Source organism: Sphingomonas sp. FUKUSWIS1, from assembly GCF_000733135.1.
Classification (GTDB): domain Bacteria; phylum Pseudomonadota; class Alphaproteobacteria; order Sphingomonadales; family Sphingomonadaceae; genus Sphingomonas; species Sphingomonas aerolata.
Genome location: NZ_JPJC01000092.1, coordinates 16,233 through 37,907, shown reverse-complemented (window position 1 = coordinate 37,907; position 21,675 = coordinate 16,233). Strand labels below are relative to the sequence as shown.

Here is a 21,675-nt window from a genome sequence, read left to right as displayed (position 1 = left end):
GAATGGCGAACGCAACTCCGGTGACCGTTGATGGCACGCTGAACGACTGGACCGCAGGCGACCGGATCGACCGTGGCCTCGGTGCCGGCTATGCTATCTATGCCCGCAGCGACGGCGCGGATTTTGCCTTTGCGATGACCGCGCCGACCGCGATCGGCGCAAACACCACCGCGTGGCTCAACACCGATCGCAACACGGCCACCGGCTATCAGGTGTTCGGGTTCGCAGGCGGTGCCGAATTCAACGTCAATTTCGCCGCCGACGGCACGGTCTCGCTGTATAGCGGTGCGGCGGGGCAGACGCTGATCGCCAGCGGCCTGCAGGCGGCGTGGTCGGCGGATCGCACCACCGTCGAATTCAAGGTCCCCAAGGCTGCGATCGGCAATCCGAACGCGATCGACACGATCTACGACGTCAACGACACCGCGTTCCTGCCCGGCAGCTATTCGAACCCCGCGTTCACCGTGTTCAATGACACCGGCGTCGTCGCCGATCCCTCCCACCGCATCGCGATCGTGTGGTCCGATACGACCGCCAACGCCTATTTCAGCAAGACCGCGTATTCGCAGCTGTTCATGGCGGCACAGAGCCAGGCGATGCAGGCGGGCGTGCCGTTCGACATCCTGACCGAGGGCGATCTCACCAACCTGGCGACGCTCGCGAAATACGACACGATCGTCTTCCCGTCGTTCCGCAACGTCGAGGCGGGCAAGGCCGACCAGATCGCGCAGACGCTGGAACAGGCGACCACGCAATTCGGCATCGGCCTGGTCGCGGCGGGCGAGTTCATGACCAACGGCGCGGACAATGCCGCGCTGGCCGGTGACTCCTATTCGCGGATGAAGCTCTTGTTCGACGCGACGCGCGTGACCGGCGGCTTCCCTGCAGACGTGACCGTGAAGGCGAGCGATGCATCACAGCTGGTGCTCGACGGCTATGCCGACGGGCAGGTCATTCGGGAATATACCGGCATCGGCTGGAACGCGTTCGCCAGCGTCAGCGGAACCGGCACGACGATCGCGACCGAGACGGTCAACGGCCAGACCTATGCGGCGGCGATCGCGACGCAGACCGGCGGGCGCAACGTGCTGTTCTCGAGCGAAGCGGTGATGGCCGACGACAATCTGCTCCAGAAGGCGATCGATTATTCGGTCCATGGCAACGGGCTGTCCGTCGGATTGCAGATGACGCGGCAGAGCGGCCTGTTCGCGTCGCGCGTCGACATGGACCAGAGCCAGGAGCGCGACGAGGTCAATCCGGCGGGGACCGCGCCCGGCATTTATGACAAGCTGCTGCCGATTCTCACCGAATGGAAGACCGACTATAATTTCGTCGGCAGCTATTACGTCAATGTCGGCAACGATGCGGCGAACGGTCAGTCGACCGACTGGGCGGTCTCGCTGCCCGTTTACAAGGCACTGCTCGATGCCGGCAACGAGGTCGGCTCGCACAGCTACACGCATCCCGAGAACACCAATCTGCTGACCGATGCGCAGATCGCGTTCGAGTTCGGCCAGTCGCGCGCCGAGCTGGAAAAGCAGCTGAGCGCGTATCTCGGCAAGACCGTGACGGTCGGCGGTGCCGCGGTGCCGGGTGCGCCTGAGCAGATCGCGACGAGCCAGGAAATCCTGAAATACGTGACCTATCTCAGCGGCGGCTATTCGGGCGTCGGTGCGGGTTATCCCAACGCGGTCGGGTACATGACCCCGCAGAATGCCGCGGACGACAAGGTTTATATTGCACCGAACACGTCGTTCGACTTCTCGCTGATCGAGTTCCAGAAGAAGACCGTTGCCGAAGCCAGCGCCATCTGGGCCAAGGAATTCGCCGCGCTGACCGCCGGTGGCGATGCGCCGGTCGTGGTGTGGCCGTGGCATGATTACGGCCCGACCATGTGGGCGAGCGATGGCGCGACCAGCCCGTACACCAAGCAGATGTTTACCAGCTTCATCGCGCAGGCCGCCGCGGCGGGGGTGGAGTTCGTGACGCTTGCCGATCTGGCAGGCCGGGTCAGCGCGTTCCAGAATGCGACGATCACCTCGACCGTCGTCGGCAACACGATCACCGCGACGGTCGGCGCGACGACGGGCAGCTTCTCGCTCGACGTCGACGGCCAGAGCAGCGGCCAGGTGATCAAGGGTGTCGCGGGCTGGTACGCCTATGACGCGGACACCGTGTTCCTGCCCAAGGCGGGCGGGACCTATGCGATCACGATGGGCGCGGTGGCGGACGACGTGACCCACATCACCGCGCTGCCGATGCGCGCGACGCTGACGACGGTGAGCGGCGACGGACGCGACCTGGCGTTCACGGTCGAAGGCGAGGGCAAGGTCACCGTCGATCTGAAGGCGCCCGGCACCGACTGGACGACGGTGAGCGGCGGGACGATCGCCAGTCAGATCGGCGAGATCCTGACCATCGACCTCGGCGCGATCGGCGTTCACGATGTGAAGATCGGTCATGAGGCCAATGTCGATCCGGTGCTGACGTCGTTCGCGGGCGGGACGACGGGATCGCTGTCGATCGCCGAGAACGGCACGGCACTGACGACGATCACCGCGACCGACGCCAACATCGTCTGGGGCGATTCGATCAAATATTCGATTGGTGCGGGCGGCGACGGCGCGAATTTCTCGATCGACGCGACGACCGGTGTGCTCAAGTTCGTCACCGCGCCCGATTTCGAGGCGCCCACCGATGCCAATCGCGACAATATCTACGGCGTGACGGTGGTCGCGACCGACGCACGCGGCGCGATCGACACGCAGACGCTGACGATCGGCGTGACGGACGTGGTCGGCATCACGAAGACCGGGACGATATTCTCCGAGACGATCAACGGCACCAGCGAGCAGGATGTGCTCGACGGCAGCTGGGGCAATGACGTGCTCAACGGGCTCGGCGGCAACGACCGGCTCATTGGCGGGCTCGGCAACGACACGCTCAACGGCGGCGCGGGCAATGACACGCTGATCGGCGGCAATGGCAGGGATGTCCTGAGCGGCGGCGACGGCAACGACATCCTGATCGGTGGCGACGACTTGGACATGATGACCGGCGGTGCCGGCGCGGACATCTTCCGGTTCGAGGCCAGGGGCGACAGCCTCGCATCGGCGTCGCGTGACGTGATCACCGACTTCACCGTCGGGCAGGACAAGATCGACCTGTCGATGATCGACGCCAACACGTCGCTGTTCGCGCGCGGCGATCAGGCGTTCAGCTTCATCGGCACGAGCGCGCGCTTCACCGCGCCGGGGCAGTTGCGCTACAGCTACCAGATGATCGGCGGGAAGGAATTCACCGTGGTCGAGGGCAATATCGACAGCGGTGCGGGCGCCGATTTCTCGATCGCGCTGGCCGGTCAACATGTGCTGACCGCGAACGATTTCTTCATGTAAGCTGCGCCATAGGCCGGCGAAGTTATGGCGGGCATAGGCTTCCAGTTAGCGAAAACCGCGCGCGAGGGCGGTGTCGGCGGGATCGTCGGCGCCGCTGCATTCGGTGCGGTGATCAGCGCGGGACCGTGGTTGATCACCGCGGTCGCGATGGCGTTGCTCACCCACTGGTTGGGCACGCATCTCGGCGCACGCGGCGCGCGGACCGTCCAGACGATCCTTGTCTATGCGTTCAGCCTGTCCGCGCTCGCCGCGGCGCCGGTTGGCATCCTCGCGACGCGGGTCGCCGCGGATCGGATCTTCGCGCGGGACGCAGGCGGCGTGTCGGGCATCATGCTGGTCGCGCTCGCGGCCGGCGGCGGGATCGCGCTGGCGATCGGGGCGATCGTGTTCGGAACCCTTGCCGGGCTTCCGCTCGACGAGGCCGCGCTCGCGACGCTGATCCTCGCCTGGCTGACACAGGTCTGGATCGCCGCGCCCTTGCTTACCGCGCTGCGCCGGTACCGAGCGATCCCGCTCGCCTATCTGCTCGGCATCGGCGTCGCGACGCTGATGTTGGCGCTCCTGCCAAGGCCTGGCGTCCCTGCCGTGCTTGCAATCATTGCCGGGGGCGTCGGCCTGACGCTCGCCGCGATCATGGCGGTGATCCGCCGACATTTCTCCGCCACGCCCGTCCTGCCGACGCGGGACGCGATGGCGCCGCGCCTCGCATGGATCGTCGCCGCGGCAGGCATTGCCGGAGTCGCTGCGATCTGGATCGACAAATGGCTACTGTGGACGGGGCCGCAGAGCATTCGCGCGATCGGACTGCTCCGGCTGAACCCGATCAACGATCAGGGCAGCTTTCTGGGGCTGCTGACGATGGTGCCGGGCCTGACGCTGTTGCTGATCGTCGCCGAGACGCGGTTCGATCGCGCATTCAGCGACATGATCGTCCGGTGTACGGGCACCTCGACGCTGCAGCGTATCGAGGAGGCGCGCAGTGACCTGGCGCGGACGATGTTCGACGGGCTGCGGATCATGCTGCTCGTGCAGGCCCTCGTCGCGGCGCTCGCCTGGGTGTTCGCGGTGCCGTTGTTCGAGCTGATCGGCGCGGACGCACGCGCGGTCTTCGCGTTTCGCCAGACCGCGCTCGGCACCGTCTTTCACCTCGTGGTGATCGCGGCCACGGTCGTGCTGGCCTATTACGACCTGTTCGGGCGGATCCTCGTGACCTGGACGGCTTTCGCCATCGGCAGCGGACTCGCGACGCTTCTCCAATGGGATACGGGGTTCGCCGCGTTCGGCTGGGGCTATATGGCCGGCGCCGTGGTCGGTGCATCGGTCGGCCTCGCGCTGGTCGCCGAAGCCACGGTCAACCTCACCTATCTGCTGTTCGTCGGCAACAATCCCTCCGTCGTGGGGCATGGAGGACGTCTGTTGTGACGGGATTTACCGATATGGGCCGCCGCTGGATCGTCCAGAGGATGCTGGCGCTCGGCGCGGCCGGGTGGGCCTTAGGCAGCCGCCACCAGTCGGTCGCTGCGCCTGGACCGAACGCGAACGCCGCGTTGCGCTGGGGCGTCGATTACGGGGCTGCGACCGACCCCGTGCTGGCACGCGGCTGCGCGCTGCTGGTCCTCGAGCCGCATCACGCGCGTCCGATCGCGCCGCTTCGTGGCCCGGGCAGCACGCTGCTCGGTTACGTCAGCTTCGGGGAAGTCGAGCGCAACCGACCCTATTTCGCCGCGCTGGACAAGGCCGGCGCGCTCAAGGCCGCCAACCCCAACTGGCCCGATGCGCGGCTCGCCGACCTGCGTCATCCGGCGTGGCGGGCAGCGGTGCTCGACCGGCTCGTCCCTGCGATCCTCGCGCTCGGCTATGACGGAATCTTCATCGATACGATGGATAATGCCGAGGCGATGGAACAGCAGGATCCGGTGGCCAACAAGGGCATGGTAGCGGCAGGCGTATCGCTGATCGCCGCCGTGCGCGCCCGCTTCCCCAAGATCCGCATCATGCTCAACCGCGGCTATGCGCTGCTGCCCGACGTTGCACCGAAGATCGACTATCTGCTCGGCGAGGCGATGGCGTCGCGGTGGAATTTCACGGCCAAACACTATGAGTTGCTGAGCGATTCGGACTGGGACTGGCAAGCGGGTCGCCTGCGCACCGCACAGGCGCGGAACCCGGCGCTGTCGCTGATGACGCTGGATTACTGGGATCCGGCGGATACGAAACAGGTCGCGGCACTGTATGCGCGCGAGCGGGCGGCGGGGTTCAGCCCCTATGTCGCGACCCTGGCGCTCGACCGCCTCATGCCGGAGCCGGCGGGGTGAGGATCGACCGCCACCGCGCACGGCTTGCGCTCCTCCTGCCCGCGCTGACCGGGATCGGTCTGCTCGCGGGCGGGCTGATGCTGTTGCCGAAGGAGCGCGAGATACTCCCCGCCGTTCGTCGGGCGCAGCCGGTGCCGATTTCGGCTGCGCGCAGTTCGATGCCGGCGCCAGCATCGCCGGTGCTGCCGCCTGCGCATCCGTCGATCACGGCGCAGATCGCGACTGCGGACGCAGCGACGCTCGCGACGCTCACGACGCGGCTGATCGTTGAGGGCCAGCCGGTGTCGACGCTGCAGGTCGCCTATGATCTGGTCGCTGCGAAGCGACCGGCGGTTGCGCTCGACTATCTTGCGGCCCGGCCGGATGGTGCGGCCGCAGCGACGTGGCGGCTCCGGATCGACCTTCTCCACCGGACCGGACGCGCCGCGAACGCCGCCGCGCTCGTCGCGCGGGCGGTGGAGCAGCGAGGCGCCCTGCCCGCTGCGGACATCGTCGCGGCGGCCTATGCGATCGATCGGCCCGACTTGGTGATCGTGGCGGCGGCGAACCACGTTATCCCGCCGCCCGATCCCGCGCTGGCACTCGATCTCGCGCGGCGTGCCGACAAGACTGGGCGGCGCGACCTGATCGCGCTGCTCGACACCACGACGACCGCGAACTGGCGCGCCGCAGACCCTTGGCTCGCCATCCGGGTGGCGGCGCGTTCCAGGGATACCGCGGCAGGCTTGCAGGCGGCAGGCTACCTCCCCGTCGAGCAACGCCAGGCGGCGCGCGAGGCCATTTTGACCGAAGCGGGCGACCGTGCCGGTCTGCGGACCGAGTTGCTCGCACATGCGGCCGCGCCCGGTGCGCCACTCGAGCAGATTGCGGAGCAGCTGGTCGCGGCCGGGTATCGCGGGGATGCGACGGCGGTGCTGCGGCGTGCGGCGGCCGGGCTCGCACCGACCGCGCCTGCAGCGCAGCGCCTGCTCTACCTGATGGGTCCGCGTCCCGCATCCGACGATCTCGCCTGGCTGAAACAGCAGAGCCTGCAAGGCAGCGCGACCCGGCAGCGCAGCTGGCTGGCCTGCTATGCCGAACGCGACCAACCGGGCGCTGCGCTGGCGTTCGTGTCGCGGCATCCGCTCGCGGACGAGACCGATGTGATGCTGATGCGGCTGTCGCTGGCCCGCACGGCGAACAATGACGCCGCCGGTCGGACGGTGCTGGCGGCCTTGCTCGACGGCCGCGCGCTATCCCCCGATCAGGTCCGCGCCGTGTCCGCTGCGGCGCCCGCGCGGATCGATCCGGCACAGGCGGCGACGATCACGAAACGCCGTGTCGCGGCCGGGATCGCCGGGCCGCGCGATCAGTTCGACCTCGCCTGGGTGGCGTGGAACGCGGGCGATGCGAAGGCTGCGGGACAATGGCTCGACGCGCATCTTGCGACCGCCCCGACCGATCTGCCCGCGCTGCGCTTGATGGCCGACGTGCAGGCGCGGATCGGTGGCGTGCGGGGGGCACGCCCCTGGCTTGAACGCGCGCTCGCCCAGACGCCCGCCGACAGCAGGGCGCGCGCGGAAGTGCTCGAGAAGCTCGGGCGTCGGGCCGAGGCAGTGAAATTGGTCGAGACGCTGCGATCCGAAACGCCGCAGGACCGATCGCTCGCCGCGCTGCACGCCCGGCTGCTGATCACGCAGGGCCAGCCGGGCCGGGCGCGGACGGTGCTGGCGCAATGATCAGCCTGTTTTTCTGCCTCGCGGATGCGCCGTTGCTGGTCGTACCCCGGACCGTCTTTGCGGATGGCCGGATCGTCACGTCCGAGTCCCGGCTCGCCTGGCCCGACGACGCCGTCGTCCGGATCGAGGATCGTGACGGCGAACTGGTCGCGCGGTTCGATCGACCGATCGCGCCCGCACGGCTCGCCGCGTTCCGTGAGGCGGCGGGCGACGTGATCGGCGATCTGCGCTGGAACGATGACAGCCTGGTCCTCCGTCCCGCGGCGGGCTGGACGATGCGCTGGCGGCAGAAGGGCCCGGTCGTCGCGCTCGCCTTCTCTCCACCCGCGGACGCCGCGCTGCTCGAGGCTACCGACGACAGCGCATCCGACGCCGCACTGGCTGCAATCGAGGCGGACGTGGCCGCCGGCTATCCGGGATCGGCCCTGCGCGCGGCGACGAGCCTTGCACAGCGCTATCCGGCCGACCGACGCGCCGCCCGTCTGCTCGCCGACACGCGTCTCGCGCAGGGCGACGTCCGCGGCGCGGCGCGCGAGTACCGCGTGCTCAAGGCAGACGACCTGACCGCACGGCGTACGATCGCCGCCGCGGCGGGGGCCGCCAGCATCGGCGTCACCGCGCGTGACGGCAGCGACCTCGCGCAGACAGAGTTCGCCGCGCGGATCGACGCAGCGGTCGGCGGCACGCTCGACGTGGGAGGCGGCGTTCGCCATCTCGTCAGCAACGTCGCCACCGCCGCGCCGACCGTGCGATCCGGCGACACCGTCGTCGACGCCTCGCTGGCCGCAGCGTTCGACGGCGCGGTCCGCATCCAGCTCTTCGCCTCCGCCGCGCTCGACGATGCGGTGACGGGTGGCGGTGCCAGGATTACGGCAGGGGCCGCCGACGCTCAGTTCCGCGCGACCTTGAGCCGCCACATGCCGGACTATTCGACCCCGGCGCAGGTGCTGGCGGGAGGATATCTCTCGCGCGCGCTGATCGGCGTCACCTACCGCCTGACGCCGGGCGTGGTCGCGCAAGGAGATTTCGGCGCCTACCGGTACGGCCTCGCAACCGGTAGCGGTGCAAGCGACACCATCGTCGCGAGCGCCGGGGTGGATTATCTCATTCGCCGTCAGTTCCCGGCGCTCGGGCTGACCTACCGCTTCGACGCGGAATATGTTCAGCGTATGCAGCTTGGCGCAGACCGCCTTGCCGTCATCCCGCTGGCCACCCGCGAGAACCACACCCTCCAGGGCCTCGCCAGTGGCGCGGTCGGCGCGGTGCAGATGACCGCGCTCGCAGGCTGGACCGTCGATCGGTTCGGCGGCGATGGCCCCACCGCCAGCCTCGGCCTCGCCGCCCCGATCGCGGTCGCGTGGCGGGTCGAGGGCAGCGGCGGCATCACGTCGATCGCGCGGCAGGGCTTTGCCGGCCGCCAGCTTTATGCGCGCGCGCTGCTGACACGCAGCCTCGGGGATACGCAGTGACGCACGACGACGCTGCGCCAAAATGGCAGGCCCGGTGGCGACGCCCCGTGCGCATCGCGCTGGAGATCACCCTCACCTTCGCCGTGCTGGCTGCGTTCGACTGGTGGCTGACGGGCGAAACCGGGTTCACGCGTGTCCAGCCCAACCCCTATTGGCTGCCGGTGCTGGTCATGGCGCTCGCCTATGGCACCGGCCCCGGCGTCCTCGCGGCGGGAATCGCGTCGGGGCTATGGCTCGCGCATGTCCACGACGACACGGGCGCGCGCGACTATCTCGACCACCTGTTCCATCTCTCGCTCCAGCCATTGATGTGGTTCGTCGCTGCCGGAGTCATCGGCGAGGTGACGATCATGCGGACCGCACGGCACGATCGGCTGGAAAAGCGCGGCGGGGTTGCGGCGCGGAACCTGGCGCGGCTGACCGAGGCGTTTGCGGCGCTGTCGCGGACCAACCGGCTGTTGCAGGTGCAGATCGCGACCGAGGCGCATACCGTCGGCCATGCGATCGAGACGGCCGCGCGACTCTGTTCGCAGGACCTGGCTGAACGACGTGGCGCAATCAGCGAACTGATCGCGCTTGCCGCACGAACCCCCGACTTCACCTGCTACCGCATGACCGGTGACGAGGCCCGCGCATGGATCCGCGGGCCGGTTACCGCGGGACGGCGCGACACCCTGCCAGCGACGTTGATGGAGCGGATGGCACGGCCCCACGGGATCCTGCACGTCGCGAAGCGCAGCGATCGTAGCCTGCTCGACGGTATCGGCGTCGCCGCGATCGCGCTGCCCGATCTGAAGACCGGCGAACTCGTCGGGTGCCTGGTCCTACATGCGCTGCCGTTCGAGACGCTGAACGCGAGCCGTACCGCCGAAATGACCGAGATCGCCGCCTGGCTGACGCCGCTGCTCGCCGATACGCTTCACGCAACCCAGCGGCCGGTCAGAGCCGCCGGGCTGGTCGCGTGATCCACCGCCTCGCTGCGCTCGCGCTGCTGGAGATGGTCGTCCTGACGGCGTGCTGGCTTTTCGAACTTGCGGCCGGCTGGGCGCTCGCAGTCCATGTCGTGGCTAGCGGGATTGGGCTCACTTTGTGGCTCCGCAGCGGTGCGGCGGCCGGTTTTGCGGCGGCGATGCTGGGTGTGACGGGCCCGCTTGGCCTGCTTGTTGCCCTGCCCCTTGCTCGCTTCGTCAGACCTGCCGCACACCGGACCGACGACGAGATGTTCGGCCCTGTTGCCGGGCGTTCCGCACAGCGCGGCGCGCGTCTCGCGGTGGCCCGCATGCTCGACGGGCGGGTTCATCACGCCACCCCCGATACGCTGAGCTCGCTGGTCACGATCATGCGTCACGGCGCGGTCGCCGAGCGGCGGCGGGCACTGGAGACCGTGGTGCGGTCCTTCGAGCCCGCGCTGTCGCCGCTCATCGCGCTGGCGCTGACCGATAGCGACCAGACGATCCGCGCGCTTGCGGCGGCCGCGTCGGCGCGCGTCGCGGAAAATCTGGTGCTCGCCCGTGCACGGCTGTCAGCACGCGTTGCCGATGGCGTCGATCCCGATGCCGCGGCGAACCTGGCGCGGCTGCTCGGGGATCACGCGCGTTCGGACGTGCTGCTGTCCGACTCGCAGCGCCTCCACCTGCGCGAGGACGCTGTTGCGACGATGGCCGCTGCGGGATCTGACGGGGCGGACGACCGGCATGCGGACACGCGTGATGCGTTGATGATCGAGGCGTTCTGGGCTGCGGGCGATTATGACGCGATCGACTGGATGGCGACCGCGATCCAGGCGTCGGCAGACCGGACCGGCGATCCGACCGGCGCGAACGATCGCGGTGCGGCAACGCTGGCGAACTGGTGGCTGACGGGCGCCGCGGCGTGATCCCGCTGTCCGCCTTGGCCGAAACGGCCCGGCAAGCGCCGGTCTGCGTACCCGACGCCGATATCTGCCTGATCGTCGAGGGCGCCTATCCCTATGTGATCGGCGGCGTATCCGGCTGGCTGCAGGATCTGATCACGCATCTGCCCGACGTCCGGTTCGTGATCGCCGCGATCAAGCCGGGCGCGGGGCTGCTCGCGTTCCAGCTCGCCCCGCCGCCCAACGTCGTCGCGGTGGTGGAAATCGGCCTGGCGCCTGCACCGGCGATGCCGCGCGCGATCCCGGACCGGATCGCGGTACCGATCGTCGACGCGCTGGTCGCGTTCGTCGCGACCGGTGGCGCGGACCGGCTGGCGACACTGATCGACGTGATCGGCGGCATCGCGCGACCGCTTGCCCCCGGTGACATCCTGTCGCACCCGGCGGTTTTCGCACGGCTCAGGCGCCATTATCAGGCGATGCTGCCCAAGGCCTCGTTCCACCATTATTTCTGGGCGATGCGCGTGCTGCTCGGCGGGTTGCTCGCGGTGCTGACCGCGCCCCTGCCGCGCGCCAAGGCCTATCACACGATCTCGACCGGCTTCGCAGGCCTGCTCGCCGCCCGCGCCGCGCGCGAGACCGGGCGCCCGGCGTTCATCACGGAACACGGCATCTACCTGCTCGAACGCCAGATCGAGGTGATGATGGCGGACTGGATCGGCGATCAGGTCGACACCGGGCTCGAGCTCGAACGCAGCGTGCGTGATCTGCGCGACCTCTGGGTTCGAGCCTTCACCAGCTATGCGACCGCCTGCTATGACAGCTGCGATCCGATCGTTGCGTTGTACGGCGAGAATACGGCGGTCCAGCGCCGGCTGGGTGCCGCTGCCGACCGGGTCCGCGTCATCCCCAACGGGATCGATTCGAAGCGGTTCGCCGCACTCCCCGACCAGCGCGATCCGGCACACCCGCTGGTCGCATTGCTCGGCCGCGTGGTTCCGATCAAGGACGTGAAGACGTTCATCCGCGCCGCCGCGATCGCACATGCCGAACGCCCCGACATCCGCTTCGTCGTGCTCGGCCCCGAGGACGAGGACCCGGAATATGCTGCCGAATGCTCGCGGCTGGTCGAGGATCTGGATCTGTCGCCGGTCTTCCGCTTCGCCGGGCGCGTGCGGATCGAGGACTGGATGGCAAAGATCGACCTGCTCGTGCTTACCAGCCTGTCCGAAGCGCAACCGCTGGTGATCCTGGAAGGCGGGGCCTGCGGGATTCCCGTGGTCGCGCCCGACGTCGGGAGTTGCCGCGAGATGATCGAAGGACGCGGCGGGGCGGACTCCGGCCATGGCGGTATCATCACCCCGCTGGTCAATCCGGCAGCGACGGCGGCGGCGATCCTCGCGATCGCGGGCGATCCGGCGATGCGATCGGCAATGGGCGAAACCATGCGCGAACGCGTGCGCCGCGACTATGATCACGACACGATCATCGGGGCCTATGCACAACTCTACGAAACTCTGATCCAGCGATAGCCTACGCGCGAACGCCAGATCGGATCATCTCCCGCCGGTGACTACCGCATCGCTCAGATCGGCCGCAACCGGGCCCGCAAGCACCGGAACCGGCGCGATCGGCAGCACATTGCCGATCGGCCCTGGCAAGGCCTGGACGGCCGCCGGCCTAATCCGCGCGTCGGTGGCGGGCGCGATCACGGGTGCAGCCGGGGCGGTGCCAGCGGGCTTCTGCGCACGGTCGATCGGCGCGAGCACCGGATCGAACGGCCCGAATGTCTTGGCCCGCACCACCCGCGTGTTCCACGCCGGATCATAGGCCGGCACCGCCTGATCGATCGCCGCCGCCTGCAGTCGCCCCAGCGTCGCCAACAGCCGCGCCTCGGCGGCATAGGCTCCATAGGTCGCGTTGACGAAGACGAGTTGCGCGGTCAGCAGGCGCTGTTCCGAATCCAGCACCTCGAAATTCGAGCGAAATCCTTCCGCGAACCCGCGGTGTACGCCGGTGAGCGCCGACTCCGCCGCCTCGGTCGCGCGCTGCCCCGCCGCCATCTGCTCGCCACCCGCCACCGCCTGGTTCCACGCGTTCTGCGCATTGGCGAGTGCGGCGCGCCGCGCCGTCTCGACCTCGAACCCGAGCTGCTGACGTTCGGCCACCGCGGCGCGGACGCGCGAACCGATCACGCCGCCGGTCAACAACGGCATCGTCACCGTGACCCCACCGGTCGCCTGCGCACCCGCATCGCGCAGGCGGTAGGAATAGGGGCTTCCATAGCCATAGCTTCCCGACAGCGCGACGATCGGCGCACGTTCGGCGCGCTGCGCCGCGATCCGCGCGTCCCCCGCCTTGGTGGCAAGGATCGCCTGCCACAGGCTCGGGCTCTCCTTCTCCACCACGGCAAACGCGGCATCGAGCGAGCGCGGCAGTCCGGGCAGCGTCGGCGGCACGAGCAGCGTGCCCGGATTACGCCCGACGACCGCCGCGAACCGCCCACGGCTTGCCTGGAGATTGACGGTCGCCTGCGCCAGCTGCGCGCGGATAATCTCGCGCTGCGCCTCGGCCTGTGCGATGTCGGTGCGGGTCAGGTCGCCACCCCGTTCGCGTGCGATCGCCTGGGTCACCTGTCGCCCATAGGAGTCGAGCGAGCGTTGCTGGATCGCCACCAGCGCCTGGTCGCGCCGCACCGAAACGAACGCATCGACGACTTCGAGCAGGATCGTGTTCTCCGCCTCGCGCAGGCGCTCGCGCCCGGCAAGCACGGTCGCCTCCGCCGCCGACACCTGCGCCGCGGTCCGCCCGCCGTTCAGCAGGATCTGAGACGCGGTCAGCGACGCCCCCAGGGTCCGCCCCCGCGCCGTATCGAAATCGCCGAGCAGCCCGCGCTGGTCCTGCGACTGATATTGCAGCGTCATGTTGATGCCCGCGGTCAGCCGGTACGCGGCCCCCGCCTGGACGATCTGCTCGTCGAGCGCGCGAAGCTGCGCGCGCTGTCCCTCCAGCGAGGGGTTGCTGCGATAGGCATCGGCGATCGCCTGCCCCAGCGTTTCGGGCGCTGCGGTTGCTGCCTCCTGTGCCGTCTGCGCGAGCGCGGGCATGGCCGGCACCAGCAGCACGGCGACAGCGAGATAGATCCTCTCAGCGTTCATGAAGCGACCGTGAAAAGGCCTCGGTCAACGGATCGAGGAGATAGTCGAGTGCGGTCCGCGACCGCAGCTTGACGAGGACGGTGACCGGTACGCCAGCGCGGATCCCCGTATCGCGACTGCGCACAGCCTCGATCTTGGCGATCTGAGCGCGCGGCACGGTGACCTCCGCACTGAAATAGCTGCGACCGGTCTGCTCGTCGCGAAGCGAATCCGCGGAGACCGTGCGGACCGTGCCGAGCAGGATCGGCAGGTCGCGTTCGTGCAGCGACAGGAACTTCACCTCCGCCTCGCGCCCGGCAAACACCCCGTCGATGTCGCCCGGCGAGAAGTTCGCGCGCACCACAAGCGGCGCGGCGTCGGGGACGATGTCGAGGATCGCCTGGCCCGGCTGGATCACGCCCCCCACGGAGAAGACGCGCAGCCCGACCACGCGGCCCGCCACCGGCGCACGGATGATCGTGCGCGCCAGCTGTTCGCGGGCCGCGGCCAGCTTGGGCAAGACCTCGTTCAACTGGAACTGCGTGTCGCGCAGCAAAGTCGCGCTTTCCTCGACATATTTGCGGCGGGTCTGAACGCCTTCCGCGCGGGTCTGGCCGATCTGCTCACGCGCGGCCGCCGAGCGTGAGACATAGTCGGCATCGGTCCCGTCGAGCTGCTGGATCGAACGTTCGATCGCGCGGACCGTGTTGCGCGACACATAGCCCTGATCGGCAAGCGCCCGCGTGCTGTCGAGCTGCTGCCGGAGCGAGGCGCGCTGCCGGGCGGTCGCCTGCGCCTGCGCATTGAAGCCGGTCATCTGCTGCGCAACGGTTGCCTCCTGCTGGCGGAGAACCGCGCCGTTTGCCGCGAGCGCGGCCGAGCGTGCCGACCGCTGCGCAAGCTGGAGCGACTTCGCCCGCTCGACGAGACGAAGGTCGTCGCCCTGCGCGGACGCGAAGTCTGCGGGCCAGACGATCGCGCCGCCGCGGACGTCCGCTTCGAGCCGGGCCCGTTGCGCCTGGAGATCAATGACGCTGGCGGCCAGCGCACGCTCGCTCGCGGTGACCTCGGCGCCTTCGAGCCGGAACAGGATCTCGCCCGAACGGACGTGCTGGCCGTCGCGCACCGCCATCGCCGCGACGATCCCGCCCTCGCGGTGCTGGACGGTCTGGCGATTGCCCGCCACGACCACCTGCCCCTCGCCCGCCGCCGCGGCATCGAGCCGCGCGAACGCCGCCCAGCCCAGCCCCACGACGAAGAACAGGATCGCGACCAGCCCGCCGACCAGGATCGCCTGCCGCGGGGAATCGTCGAGACGGAGGCGGTCTGCAAGGGTTGCGCCACCAGCTGCGGGGACGGGGCTGGCCAGTTCGGCGGGGATCATCGGGCGCCTCCGGTTGCGACGGCGGGTCCCGCGCTAGCAGGGCGCAACACCTTGGCGCGATCGTCGAACAGCTGGATCGTGCCGTTGCGCAGCACCATGATCTTGTCGACCGCCTGCAGAAGCCCGGTCCGATGCGTTGACACGATCACCGTCGCGCCACGCGCACGGAGCGTCGAGAGCGTCGTCACCAGCCGCGCCTCACCATCGCTGTCGAGATGCGCGTTGGGCTCGTCGAGGAACAGGATCGTCGGCGTACCAAACAGCGCGCGCGCCAGCGCGACCGACTGGTTCTGCCCCGCCGACAGCCCCGACCCGTCCGCCATGCTCAGCATCGTCGCATAGCCATTGGGCAGGCCCAGGATCACCTCATGCGCACCCGCCGCCTGTGCCGCCTCGACCACTGCGGCGTCGAGCTGTTCGCTCTCGCCCGCCAGCACCGACTGAAACCGCGAGATGTTGGTGTGCGCCGTGGTCGGAAACAGCGACGGGGATTGCGGCATGTAACCGACGTGCCGGCCGAGCTGCTCGCGGTTCCAGTCCGTCAGACTCGCACCGTCGATCCGCACCTCGCCAGCATCCGGCGACAGCGCACCCGACAACACGCGCAGCAGCGTCGACTTGCCCGCGCCGCTCGGGCCGACCAGCGCGACGATCTCGCCGGGCGCGACCGCGAAACTTATGTCCGACAGCAATGCGCGATCGCTGCCTTCCGCGCGCACCGTGATACCGCGGACGTCGATCCGGCCGGTCGGCGCGGGCAGCGTCGTCGCGTCGATCGCGGGTCCCGGCATCCGGCAGAAGGCATCGAGATCGCGATAGGCGTTGCGCGCGGCGGCGAGCGGCTTCATCGCCCCGAGGATCTGCTCGACCGGCTGGAGCGCGCGCCCCAGCAACAGCGACGCCGCAAAGATCGCGCCGCCCGAAATATCCTGCCGAATCGCCAGCAACGCGCCCAGCGCGAGCGCGAGAGACTGGAGCAGCAGGCGAAGGAACTTGGTGATCGCGAGAAACTGCCCCGACGTGCCGGCGAGCGCGGCCTGGCGGCGGACGAGTTCGGCGCGCTCCAGCAGATGCCGGGTGATCAGCGCATTGCGCATCCCCATCACGCGCGCGACCTCCGATCCGTGAATCGACACATCCTGTTCGCGCGTCGCGAGAACCGCGCGGGCCTGCGTGTCGCGCGCGGCATGCGCGGTCACGCGGTCGCTGAGGATCGCGACGCCCCCGAGCAGCAGCGCGCTCACAAGCGCCAGAACGCCGATCCAGACATGGAGCAGGAACGCGATGCCGATATAGATCGGCGCCCAGGGCGCATCGAACAGCGCGATGATCGTCGGCCCGGTCAGGGTCCCGCGCACCGTGTCGAAATCGCGCATCGCCTGGCTGCGCTGGCCAGTCGTCGCGCCATCGGTGCCGAGGATCCGCAGCAGGATCCCCGGTGCCGCCTGACGCTCCAGCCGCATGCTGGCGCGCAACAGCAACCGCATGCGCACCGCGTCGAGGATCGCGAACACGACCAGCGCGAGCACCAGTATCAGCGTCAGCAGCAGCAGCGTCGTCCCGCCCCGCGTGGGCACGACGCGATCATACACCTGCAGCATGAAGATCGACGGCACGAGGTACAGGGTGTTCACCAATCCGGAGAACAGACCCGCGAAGACCAGATGCCGTCGACACCCCCGGACGGCACGCGCCAGTGCATTATGCCCATGGTCGGATGGTGCCGTCAGGGGCGCTGGGGAGGACGTCGGCATCGCGTCGCTTTAGCCACGAAGTTTAAACGAACGGTTTCTCAGGCGCTCCCCAACGCCGATCTGCCGCTTGACGATCTCTGTCTTAACGCGCGTGCGGGTTCGCTCCGTGTGACGCACAGCGTCTGGCCCGGGGCCGTCGCGACCCAATCCCGACATCCGTTCCTGTGGTCATCCTGCGTGTCGCAGGTGTAGTGGTGCCGGGCGCGCCGCTACGGCGTGCAGACATCCACTGAGAGATTACGCAGCGACATGGCCCGCAAACATTCGAAACATGCCCCGTATGAGGAGCCCGATCGCGAAGACGAGGAGGGTCCGGCACCGGTCGCGCCGTGCTGGCTCTGCGGCCGCGCGCTCGGCAAGACCATCGTCTGGCATCATCCCGTGCCAAAGAGCCGGGGCGGTCGCGATGTCGTGCCCATGCATCCGATCTGCCAGCAGACCTTAATGGCGAATTTCACCAATTCCGAACTGCAACGCCACGGCATGAATGTCGACGCGCTGCTCGCCGATCCCACCGTCCGCAAATTCGTGGATTGGGTCGCCAAGAAGGATCCTGATTTCACCGCGACGACGACAAAGAAGCAACGCTGACGAGCTACGCCTCGTCGAGCGACCTAGAAAACGGTGTTCACGGCTTCTAAAACACTGCGCGTTCGCCTGCATCGATATAGATTTTGAGTGCCGTAAGATTGACCGCGTCAAATACCGAGCAGCGAGACACATTGACGTAACAGACCCGGCTATTAGAAACCGGTCATGGCTATGGAGGGGGAGCGAGTGTCCGGCCTTGGCGAAAGGACAACGATCCTTCGCACGCTGGTCGAGACCTATACCCGGCCGCTGAGCCGGTACTTCACGCGGCGCGTCTCCGCGCCACACGACGTCCCCGATCTGGTCCAGGAGGTTTTCCTGCGACTCAGTCGGCTGGAAGACCCGAACGGCATTCGCCAGCACGACAGCTTCATTTTCGTCACCGCAGCCAATGTCCTGAAGGATCAGGCCCGGCGCAATCAGGCGCGAGGCGCGGGATTGTCGGATCCCATCGACGATCTTTCGCTTGAAGGTTCGGATTTCGCGCCCGACCGCGTCTTGGCGAGTAAGTACATCGCGGACGCGTTGCGTCGTGCGCTTGCCGAACTGCCCGAACGGACACGTGACGTGTTCGTGCTCAGAATGCTGGAGGGATTGAAGATGGCCGATGTCGCGCATGCCATGGCGATCTCGACGCGTGCCGCCGAGAAGCACCAGGCACGCGCGCTCGCGCATGTCGCGGAACGCTTGAAGGACTGGCATCGGTGAGCGATCCGGTCATGATCGAAGCCGCGGAATGGGCCGAACGGCTGGACCGCGACCCGGGCGCCGCCATGCGTGCGCGGTTCGAGGACTGGCATGCGCGACCGGATCACGCTGCAGCCTGGGCGGTGATCGCCCAAGCACGGGGTGCGAGTTCAGCGCTGGCGGACCATCCCGACCTGCTGGCATTGCGGCACGCGGCCGTGGCGCGCGCTGCGCTGCGCCGCGAGCCGCGCCGGGTCGCGCCGTGGATACTGGCCGCTGCCGCCTGTGCCACGGTGGTCGCGCCGCTGGCGCTGTGGCGCTTCGCGGATGATACGCCTGCCGTGCAGGTCACCGAAACACCCGTGTACCGGACGGCGACGGGTCAGCGCCTCATGGTCACGCTGTCCGACGGGTCGCGGCTGACTCTCGATACCGACACGCGGGTCCGGATGGCCTATACGAGCACCGAGCGTCGATTGGTGCTGGAACGCGGACAGGCCTTGTTCGAGGTCGCCAAGCATCAGGCCCGGCCGTTCGTCGTCACCGCGGGCGCGCAGGCGGTCACCGCGCACGGCACCGCGTTCGACGTGCGGCTCGAGACCAGCGCGGTGCGCGTCGCGCTGCTCGAAGGGCTTGTCAGCGTCGCCGGCAAGGGCGCACGCGGCAAGCCTGTCGCGATGGTGCCCGACGACGTCCTCACCGCATCGGCCAGCGGCGTGTCGGTTCGCCACATGCCCGGCAGCGCGCAGCGGCTGGCAAGCTGGAGCGAAGGCCGCCTCGTGTTCGAGGACGAGGCATTAAGTCAGGCCGTCGCCGAGATAAATCGCTACAGCGTCCAGCAGATCGCGATCGCCGACGCCGCGGCGGGCCGGGTCCGGATCAGCGGCGCGTTTCGGACGGGCGATGTCCAGCCGTTCCTCGACGCGCTCGAACTCGGCTTTCCCGTCAGCGTCGATCGGCACCCGAACGGCAGCATCACGATCGCCTCGAAAAAATAATCGACCCGAGGGCAAAACACGGTTCGGGTTTTCCGACGTCCCGCGTCTTTACTGTCAGATCGACCCCGGCAGAGGGATCGCACGAACAGGGAGGGTTGCATGACATCCACAGGCAGGGCCGTGCTGATACGCGGCGTGATGTTGACCGCATTGGCGCTGGGCGCAGGCGGGATCCCGATCGGCGTCACCGCGCAGGCCGCTATCGGCATCCGCATCGCGCGGCAGGACATGAGCACCGCGTTGCTCGCCTTCTCGCGCCAGAGCGGCCGGCAGATCCTGTTCTCCCCCACCCTCGTCCGCGGCAAGACCGCGCGCGCGGTGGCCGGCCGGATGGACGTCGGCGCTGCGCTGACGACGATCCTGAAAGGCTCCGGGCTCGGCCACCGGCTGACGCCGAGCGGGGCCTATCTGATCATCGACACGCATGCTCAGGCGGCCGAAGCCACGCCAGCGGCGGTTCAGGTCGCCCCGGCACAGGCGGCCGCTGATCCCGCCGCGACGCAGGTGCCCGAGGAAACCGCCCCCGATATCGTCGTCATCGGCACCGCGGGCGCAGGCACCCGGCGCCAGGACGCCGCGTTCGCGGTCACCACGATCGACAGCAGCATGGCGCAGCGGCTCGGCACTGCCAGCACCGCCGAAATCCTTCGTGCGGTGCCGGGGGTCAGCACCGAAAGTTCGGGCGGCAAGACCGGCGCCAACATCTTCGTGCGCGGCTATCCGTCGGGTGGCGATGCGGAATATGTCACCTTCCAGACGCAGGGCGTGCCCTTCTTCCCGCCGCCGACGCTGTCGTTCCTCGAAAACACGCAGCTGATCCGTATCGACGAGACGATCCAGCGCGTCGAAGCGGTGCGCGGCGGCACCGGCGCGCTGTTCTCGAACGGTCAGCCCGGCCTGACCGTCAACCTCGTCCAGCGCGAGGGCAAGCAGACGCCGGCCGGATTGCTGAAACTCAGCGGCACCGATTTCGGCGAGTTCCGCGTCGACAGCTACGTCTCGGGGCCGATCGACGACAGCACAACCTATATGCTCGGCGGCTATTACTCGACCTCGCGCGGGATCCGCGACGCGCAGTTCGAGGCGGAGCGCGGTGGTCAGATCACCGGCAATATCCGCCATGACTTCGACAAGGGCTCGATCCTGCTCTTCGGTCGCTATCTCGACGATCGCGGCCAGTGGCTGCTGCCCATCCCGGTCGTCCAGGACGGCGACAAGATCCGCGAATATCCCGGCTTTGATGCAGGCACCGGAACGCTCGTTGGGCGCGACACGCGGATCGGCGTGCGCAACGACGGCAGCCGGGTCGATCTGGCGGATGGCCGCAGCGCGAAGATCTACAATCTGGGCGGCAATTTCGATTACGAACTCGGCAGCGGGATCACGGTTCGCGATCGCGGCAGCTGGATGGAGGGCGATGCGAACACGATCGGTCTCGTCCCCGGCGGCGCCGCGCCGGTCACCGCCGCCGCCTATGCCGCCGGCCGGGGCGGGACGATCGGGTCGCTCACCTTCGCGACCGGCGGTGCGGCGGCCTCGCCCAACCAGGCGGTCGTCGAGGCCGGCCTCTGGAGCGTCGAGAAGCACATCCAGGCCTTCGTCAACGATTTCGCGCTCGAGTGGAAATCGGGCAGCAACACGCTGACCGGCGGCGTCTACTACACGCGGTACAAGTCGCGTGACCGATGGAATCTCGGCAACAGCATGCTGCTCACCGCCGAGCCAAACGCCCGCCGACTGAATCTGACATTCGCGGATGGCCGGATCGTCACGCGGGACGGCTTCTCGGGCGGATCGACGTTCAAGGTCAACGCGCGCTACACCGGCGAGGACGTCGCGGGCTATGCGGTCGACGAACTGCAGATTACCGACCAGCTGCGGATCGACGGCGGCGTCCGGTGGCAGCATCACTCGGTCGACGGCACGCTCGAAAACCTTGCAGCGACGGTCCCGGCGGCGGGTGCGGACGGCAATCCGCTGACGCTCTACGACAATGGCGATGCGCAGCTGAACGGCACCTTCCGCACGATCCGCTATCGCGGCGATGCCTGGTCGTGGACCGGCGGCGTCAATTACGACCTGACCCGGCAGGTCGGCGCGTTCGTCCGCTACAGCCGCGGCAACAGCTTCCCGTTCTTCGACAATCTGCGCGACGGCATCGACGTCGCACCGCAGGTCGACAGCTATGAGGGCGGCGTGAAGGTCTCGACCGGCATCGCCAACCTGTACGCGACGCTGTTCCACAACACGTTCGACGGCCTTGCGACGACGGTCATCACCAGCGGCGCCCCGATCGCGTCGGTCGGCGGCGCCAAGGCGACCGGCGTCGAGTTCGAGGGGCAGTTGCGGCCGTTCGGCGGCTTCACGCTCAG

The 21,675-nt window shown here is 68.5% G+C and carries 15 protein-coding genes; 12 read left to right on the top strand and 3 right to left on the bottom strand.

Going from position 1 to position 21,675, the window contains the following annotated elements:
• Positions 1-2 precede the first annotated feature (2 nt).
• Genes sphsw_RS06805 through pelF form a run of 8 tightly spaced genes read left to right on the top strand, consistent with a single transcriptional unit; the run spans position 3 to position 12,284 of the window.
• Positions 3-3,398 (top strand): M10 family metallopeptidase C-terminal domain-containing protein, encoded by a 3,396-nt coding sequence (locus sphsw_RS06805; protein ID WP_031439947.1) that lies wholly within the window; start codon positions 3-5, stop codon positions 3,396-3,398.
• 24 nt (positions 3,399-3,422) lie between these two features.
• Complete coding sequence (gene pelG / locus sphsw_RS06800) at positions 3,423-4,820, top strand: exopolysaccharide Pel transporter PelG (RefSeq protein WP_031439946.1); 1,398 nt, start codon at positions 3,423-3,425, stop codon at positions 4,818-4,820.
• The gene (locus sphsw_RS06795) at positions 4,817-5,713 is read left to right on the top strand and encodes an endo alpha-1,4 polygalactosaminidase (protein WP_235188312.1); all 897 of its coding nucleotides are present in this window, start codon (positions 4,817-4,819) and stop codon (positions 5,711-5,713) included. The genes pelG and sphsw_RS06795 overlap by 4 nt, the downstream gene beginning before the upstream one ends.
• The gene (locus sphsw_RS06790) at positions 5,710-7,431 is read left to right on the top strand and encodes a tetratricopeptide repeat protein (RefSeq protein ID WP_031439944.1); all 1,722 of its coding nucleotides are present in this window, start codon (positions 5,710-5,712) and stop codon (positions 7,429-7,431) included. The genes sphsw_RS06795 and sphsw_RS06790 overlap by 4 nt, the downstream gene beginning before the upstream one ends.
• The gene (locus sphsw_RS06785) at positions 7,428-8,900 is read left to right on the top strand and encodes a hypothetical protein (protein ID WP_052380869.1); all 1,473 of its coding nucleotides are present in this window, start codon (positions 7,428-7,430) and stop codon (positions 8,898-8,900) included. The genes sphsw_RS06790 and sphsw_RS06785 overlap by 4 nt, the downstream gene beginning before the upstream one ends.
• A gap of 47 nt (positions 8,901-8,947) precedes the next feature.
• Positions 8,948-9,865 carry a hypothetical protein gene (locus sphsw_RS18305; protein WP_052380868.1) on the top strand — a complete coding sequence of 306 codons (918 nt, stop codon included), beginning with the start codon at positions 8,948-8,950 and terminating at the stop codon, positions 9,863-9,865.
• Complete coding sequence (locus tag sphsw_RS18300) at positions 9,862-10,776, top strand: hypothetical protein (protein ID WP_052380867.1); 915 nt, start codon at positions 9,862-9,864, stop codon at positions 10,774-10,776. The genes sphsw_RS18305 and sphsw_RS18300 overlap by 4 nt, the downstream gene beginning before the upstream one ends.
• A complete protein-coding gene (gene pelF / locus sphsw_RS06770) occupies positions 10,752-12,284 on the top strand; it encodes a GT4 family glycosyltransferase PelF (RefSeq protein WP_235188311.1) in 1,533 nt (510 codons plus the stop codon). Before sphsw_RS18300 ends, pelF begins: the two co-directional genes overlap by 25 nt.
• Before the next feature lie 24 nt (positions 12,285-12,308).
• Here pelF and sphsw_RS06765 read toward each other — a convergent pair whose 3' ends face one another.
• The 3 genes from sphsw_RS06765 to sphsw_RS06755 are packed head-to-tail and all read right to left on the bottom strand — an operon-like array spanning position 12,309 to position 17,027.
• On the bottom strand, positions 12,309-13,910 hold the full coding sequence (locus sphsw_RS06765; RefSeq protein WP_031439939.1) for a TolC family outer membrane protein: 1,602 nt from the start codon (positions 13,908-13,910) through the stop codon (positions 12,309-12,311).
• On the bottom strand, positions 13,900-15,273 hold the full coding sequence (locus tag sphsw_RS06760; protein WP_031439938.1) for an HlyD family type I secretion periplasmic adaptor subunit: 1,374 nt from the start codon (positions 15,271-15,273) through the stop codon (positions 13,900-13,902). The genes sphsw_RS06765 and sphsw_RS06760 overlap by 11 nt, the downstream gene beginning before the upstream one ends.
• A complete protein-coding gene (locus sphsw_RS06755) occupies positions 15,270-17,027 on the bottom strand; it encodes a type I secretion system permease/ATPase (RefSeq protein WP_081874190.1) in 1,758 nt (585 codons plus the stop codon). The genes sphsw_RS06760 and sphsw_RS06755 overlap by 4 nt, the downstream gene beginning before the upstream one ends.
• Before the next feature lie 249 nt (positions 17,028-17,276).
• Here sphsw_RS06755 and sphsw_RS06750 point away from each other — a divergent pair, with 249 nt between their 5' ends.
• The 4 genes from sphsw_RS06750 to sphsw_RS06735 form a co-directional block, all read left to right on the top strand.
• Positions 17,277-17,618: a hypothetical protein gene (locus tag sphsw_RS06750; protein WP_031439936.1), complete on the top strand. Its 342-nt coding sequence runs from the start codon at positions 17,277-17,279 to the stop codon at positions 17,616-17,618.
• A 186-nt stretch (positions 17,619-17,804) separates the two neighbouring features.
• Positions 17,805-18,326 carry an RNA polymerase sigma factor gene (locus sphsw_RS06745; RefSeq protein ID WP_235188309.1) on the top strand — a complete coding sequence of 174 codons (522 nt, stop codon included), beginning with the start codon at positions 17,805-17,807 and terminating at the stop codon, positions 18,324-18,326.
• Positions 18,323-19,303: a FecR family protein gene (locus sphsw_RS18295; protein ID WP_052380865.1), complete on the top strand. Its 981-nt coding sequence runs from the start codon at positions 18,323-18,325 to the stop codon at positions 19,301-19,303. Before sphsw_RS06745 ends, sphsw_RS18295 begins: the two co-directional genes overlap by 4 nt.
• A 99-nt stretch (positions 19,304-19,402) precedes the next feature.
• A partial coding sequence (locus sphsw_RS06735; protein ID WP_235188308.1) for a TonB-dependent receptor domain-containing protein occupies positions 19,403-21,675 on the top strand: 2,273 nt, incomplete at its 3' end.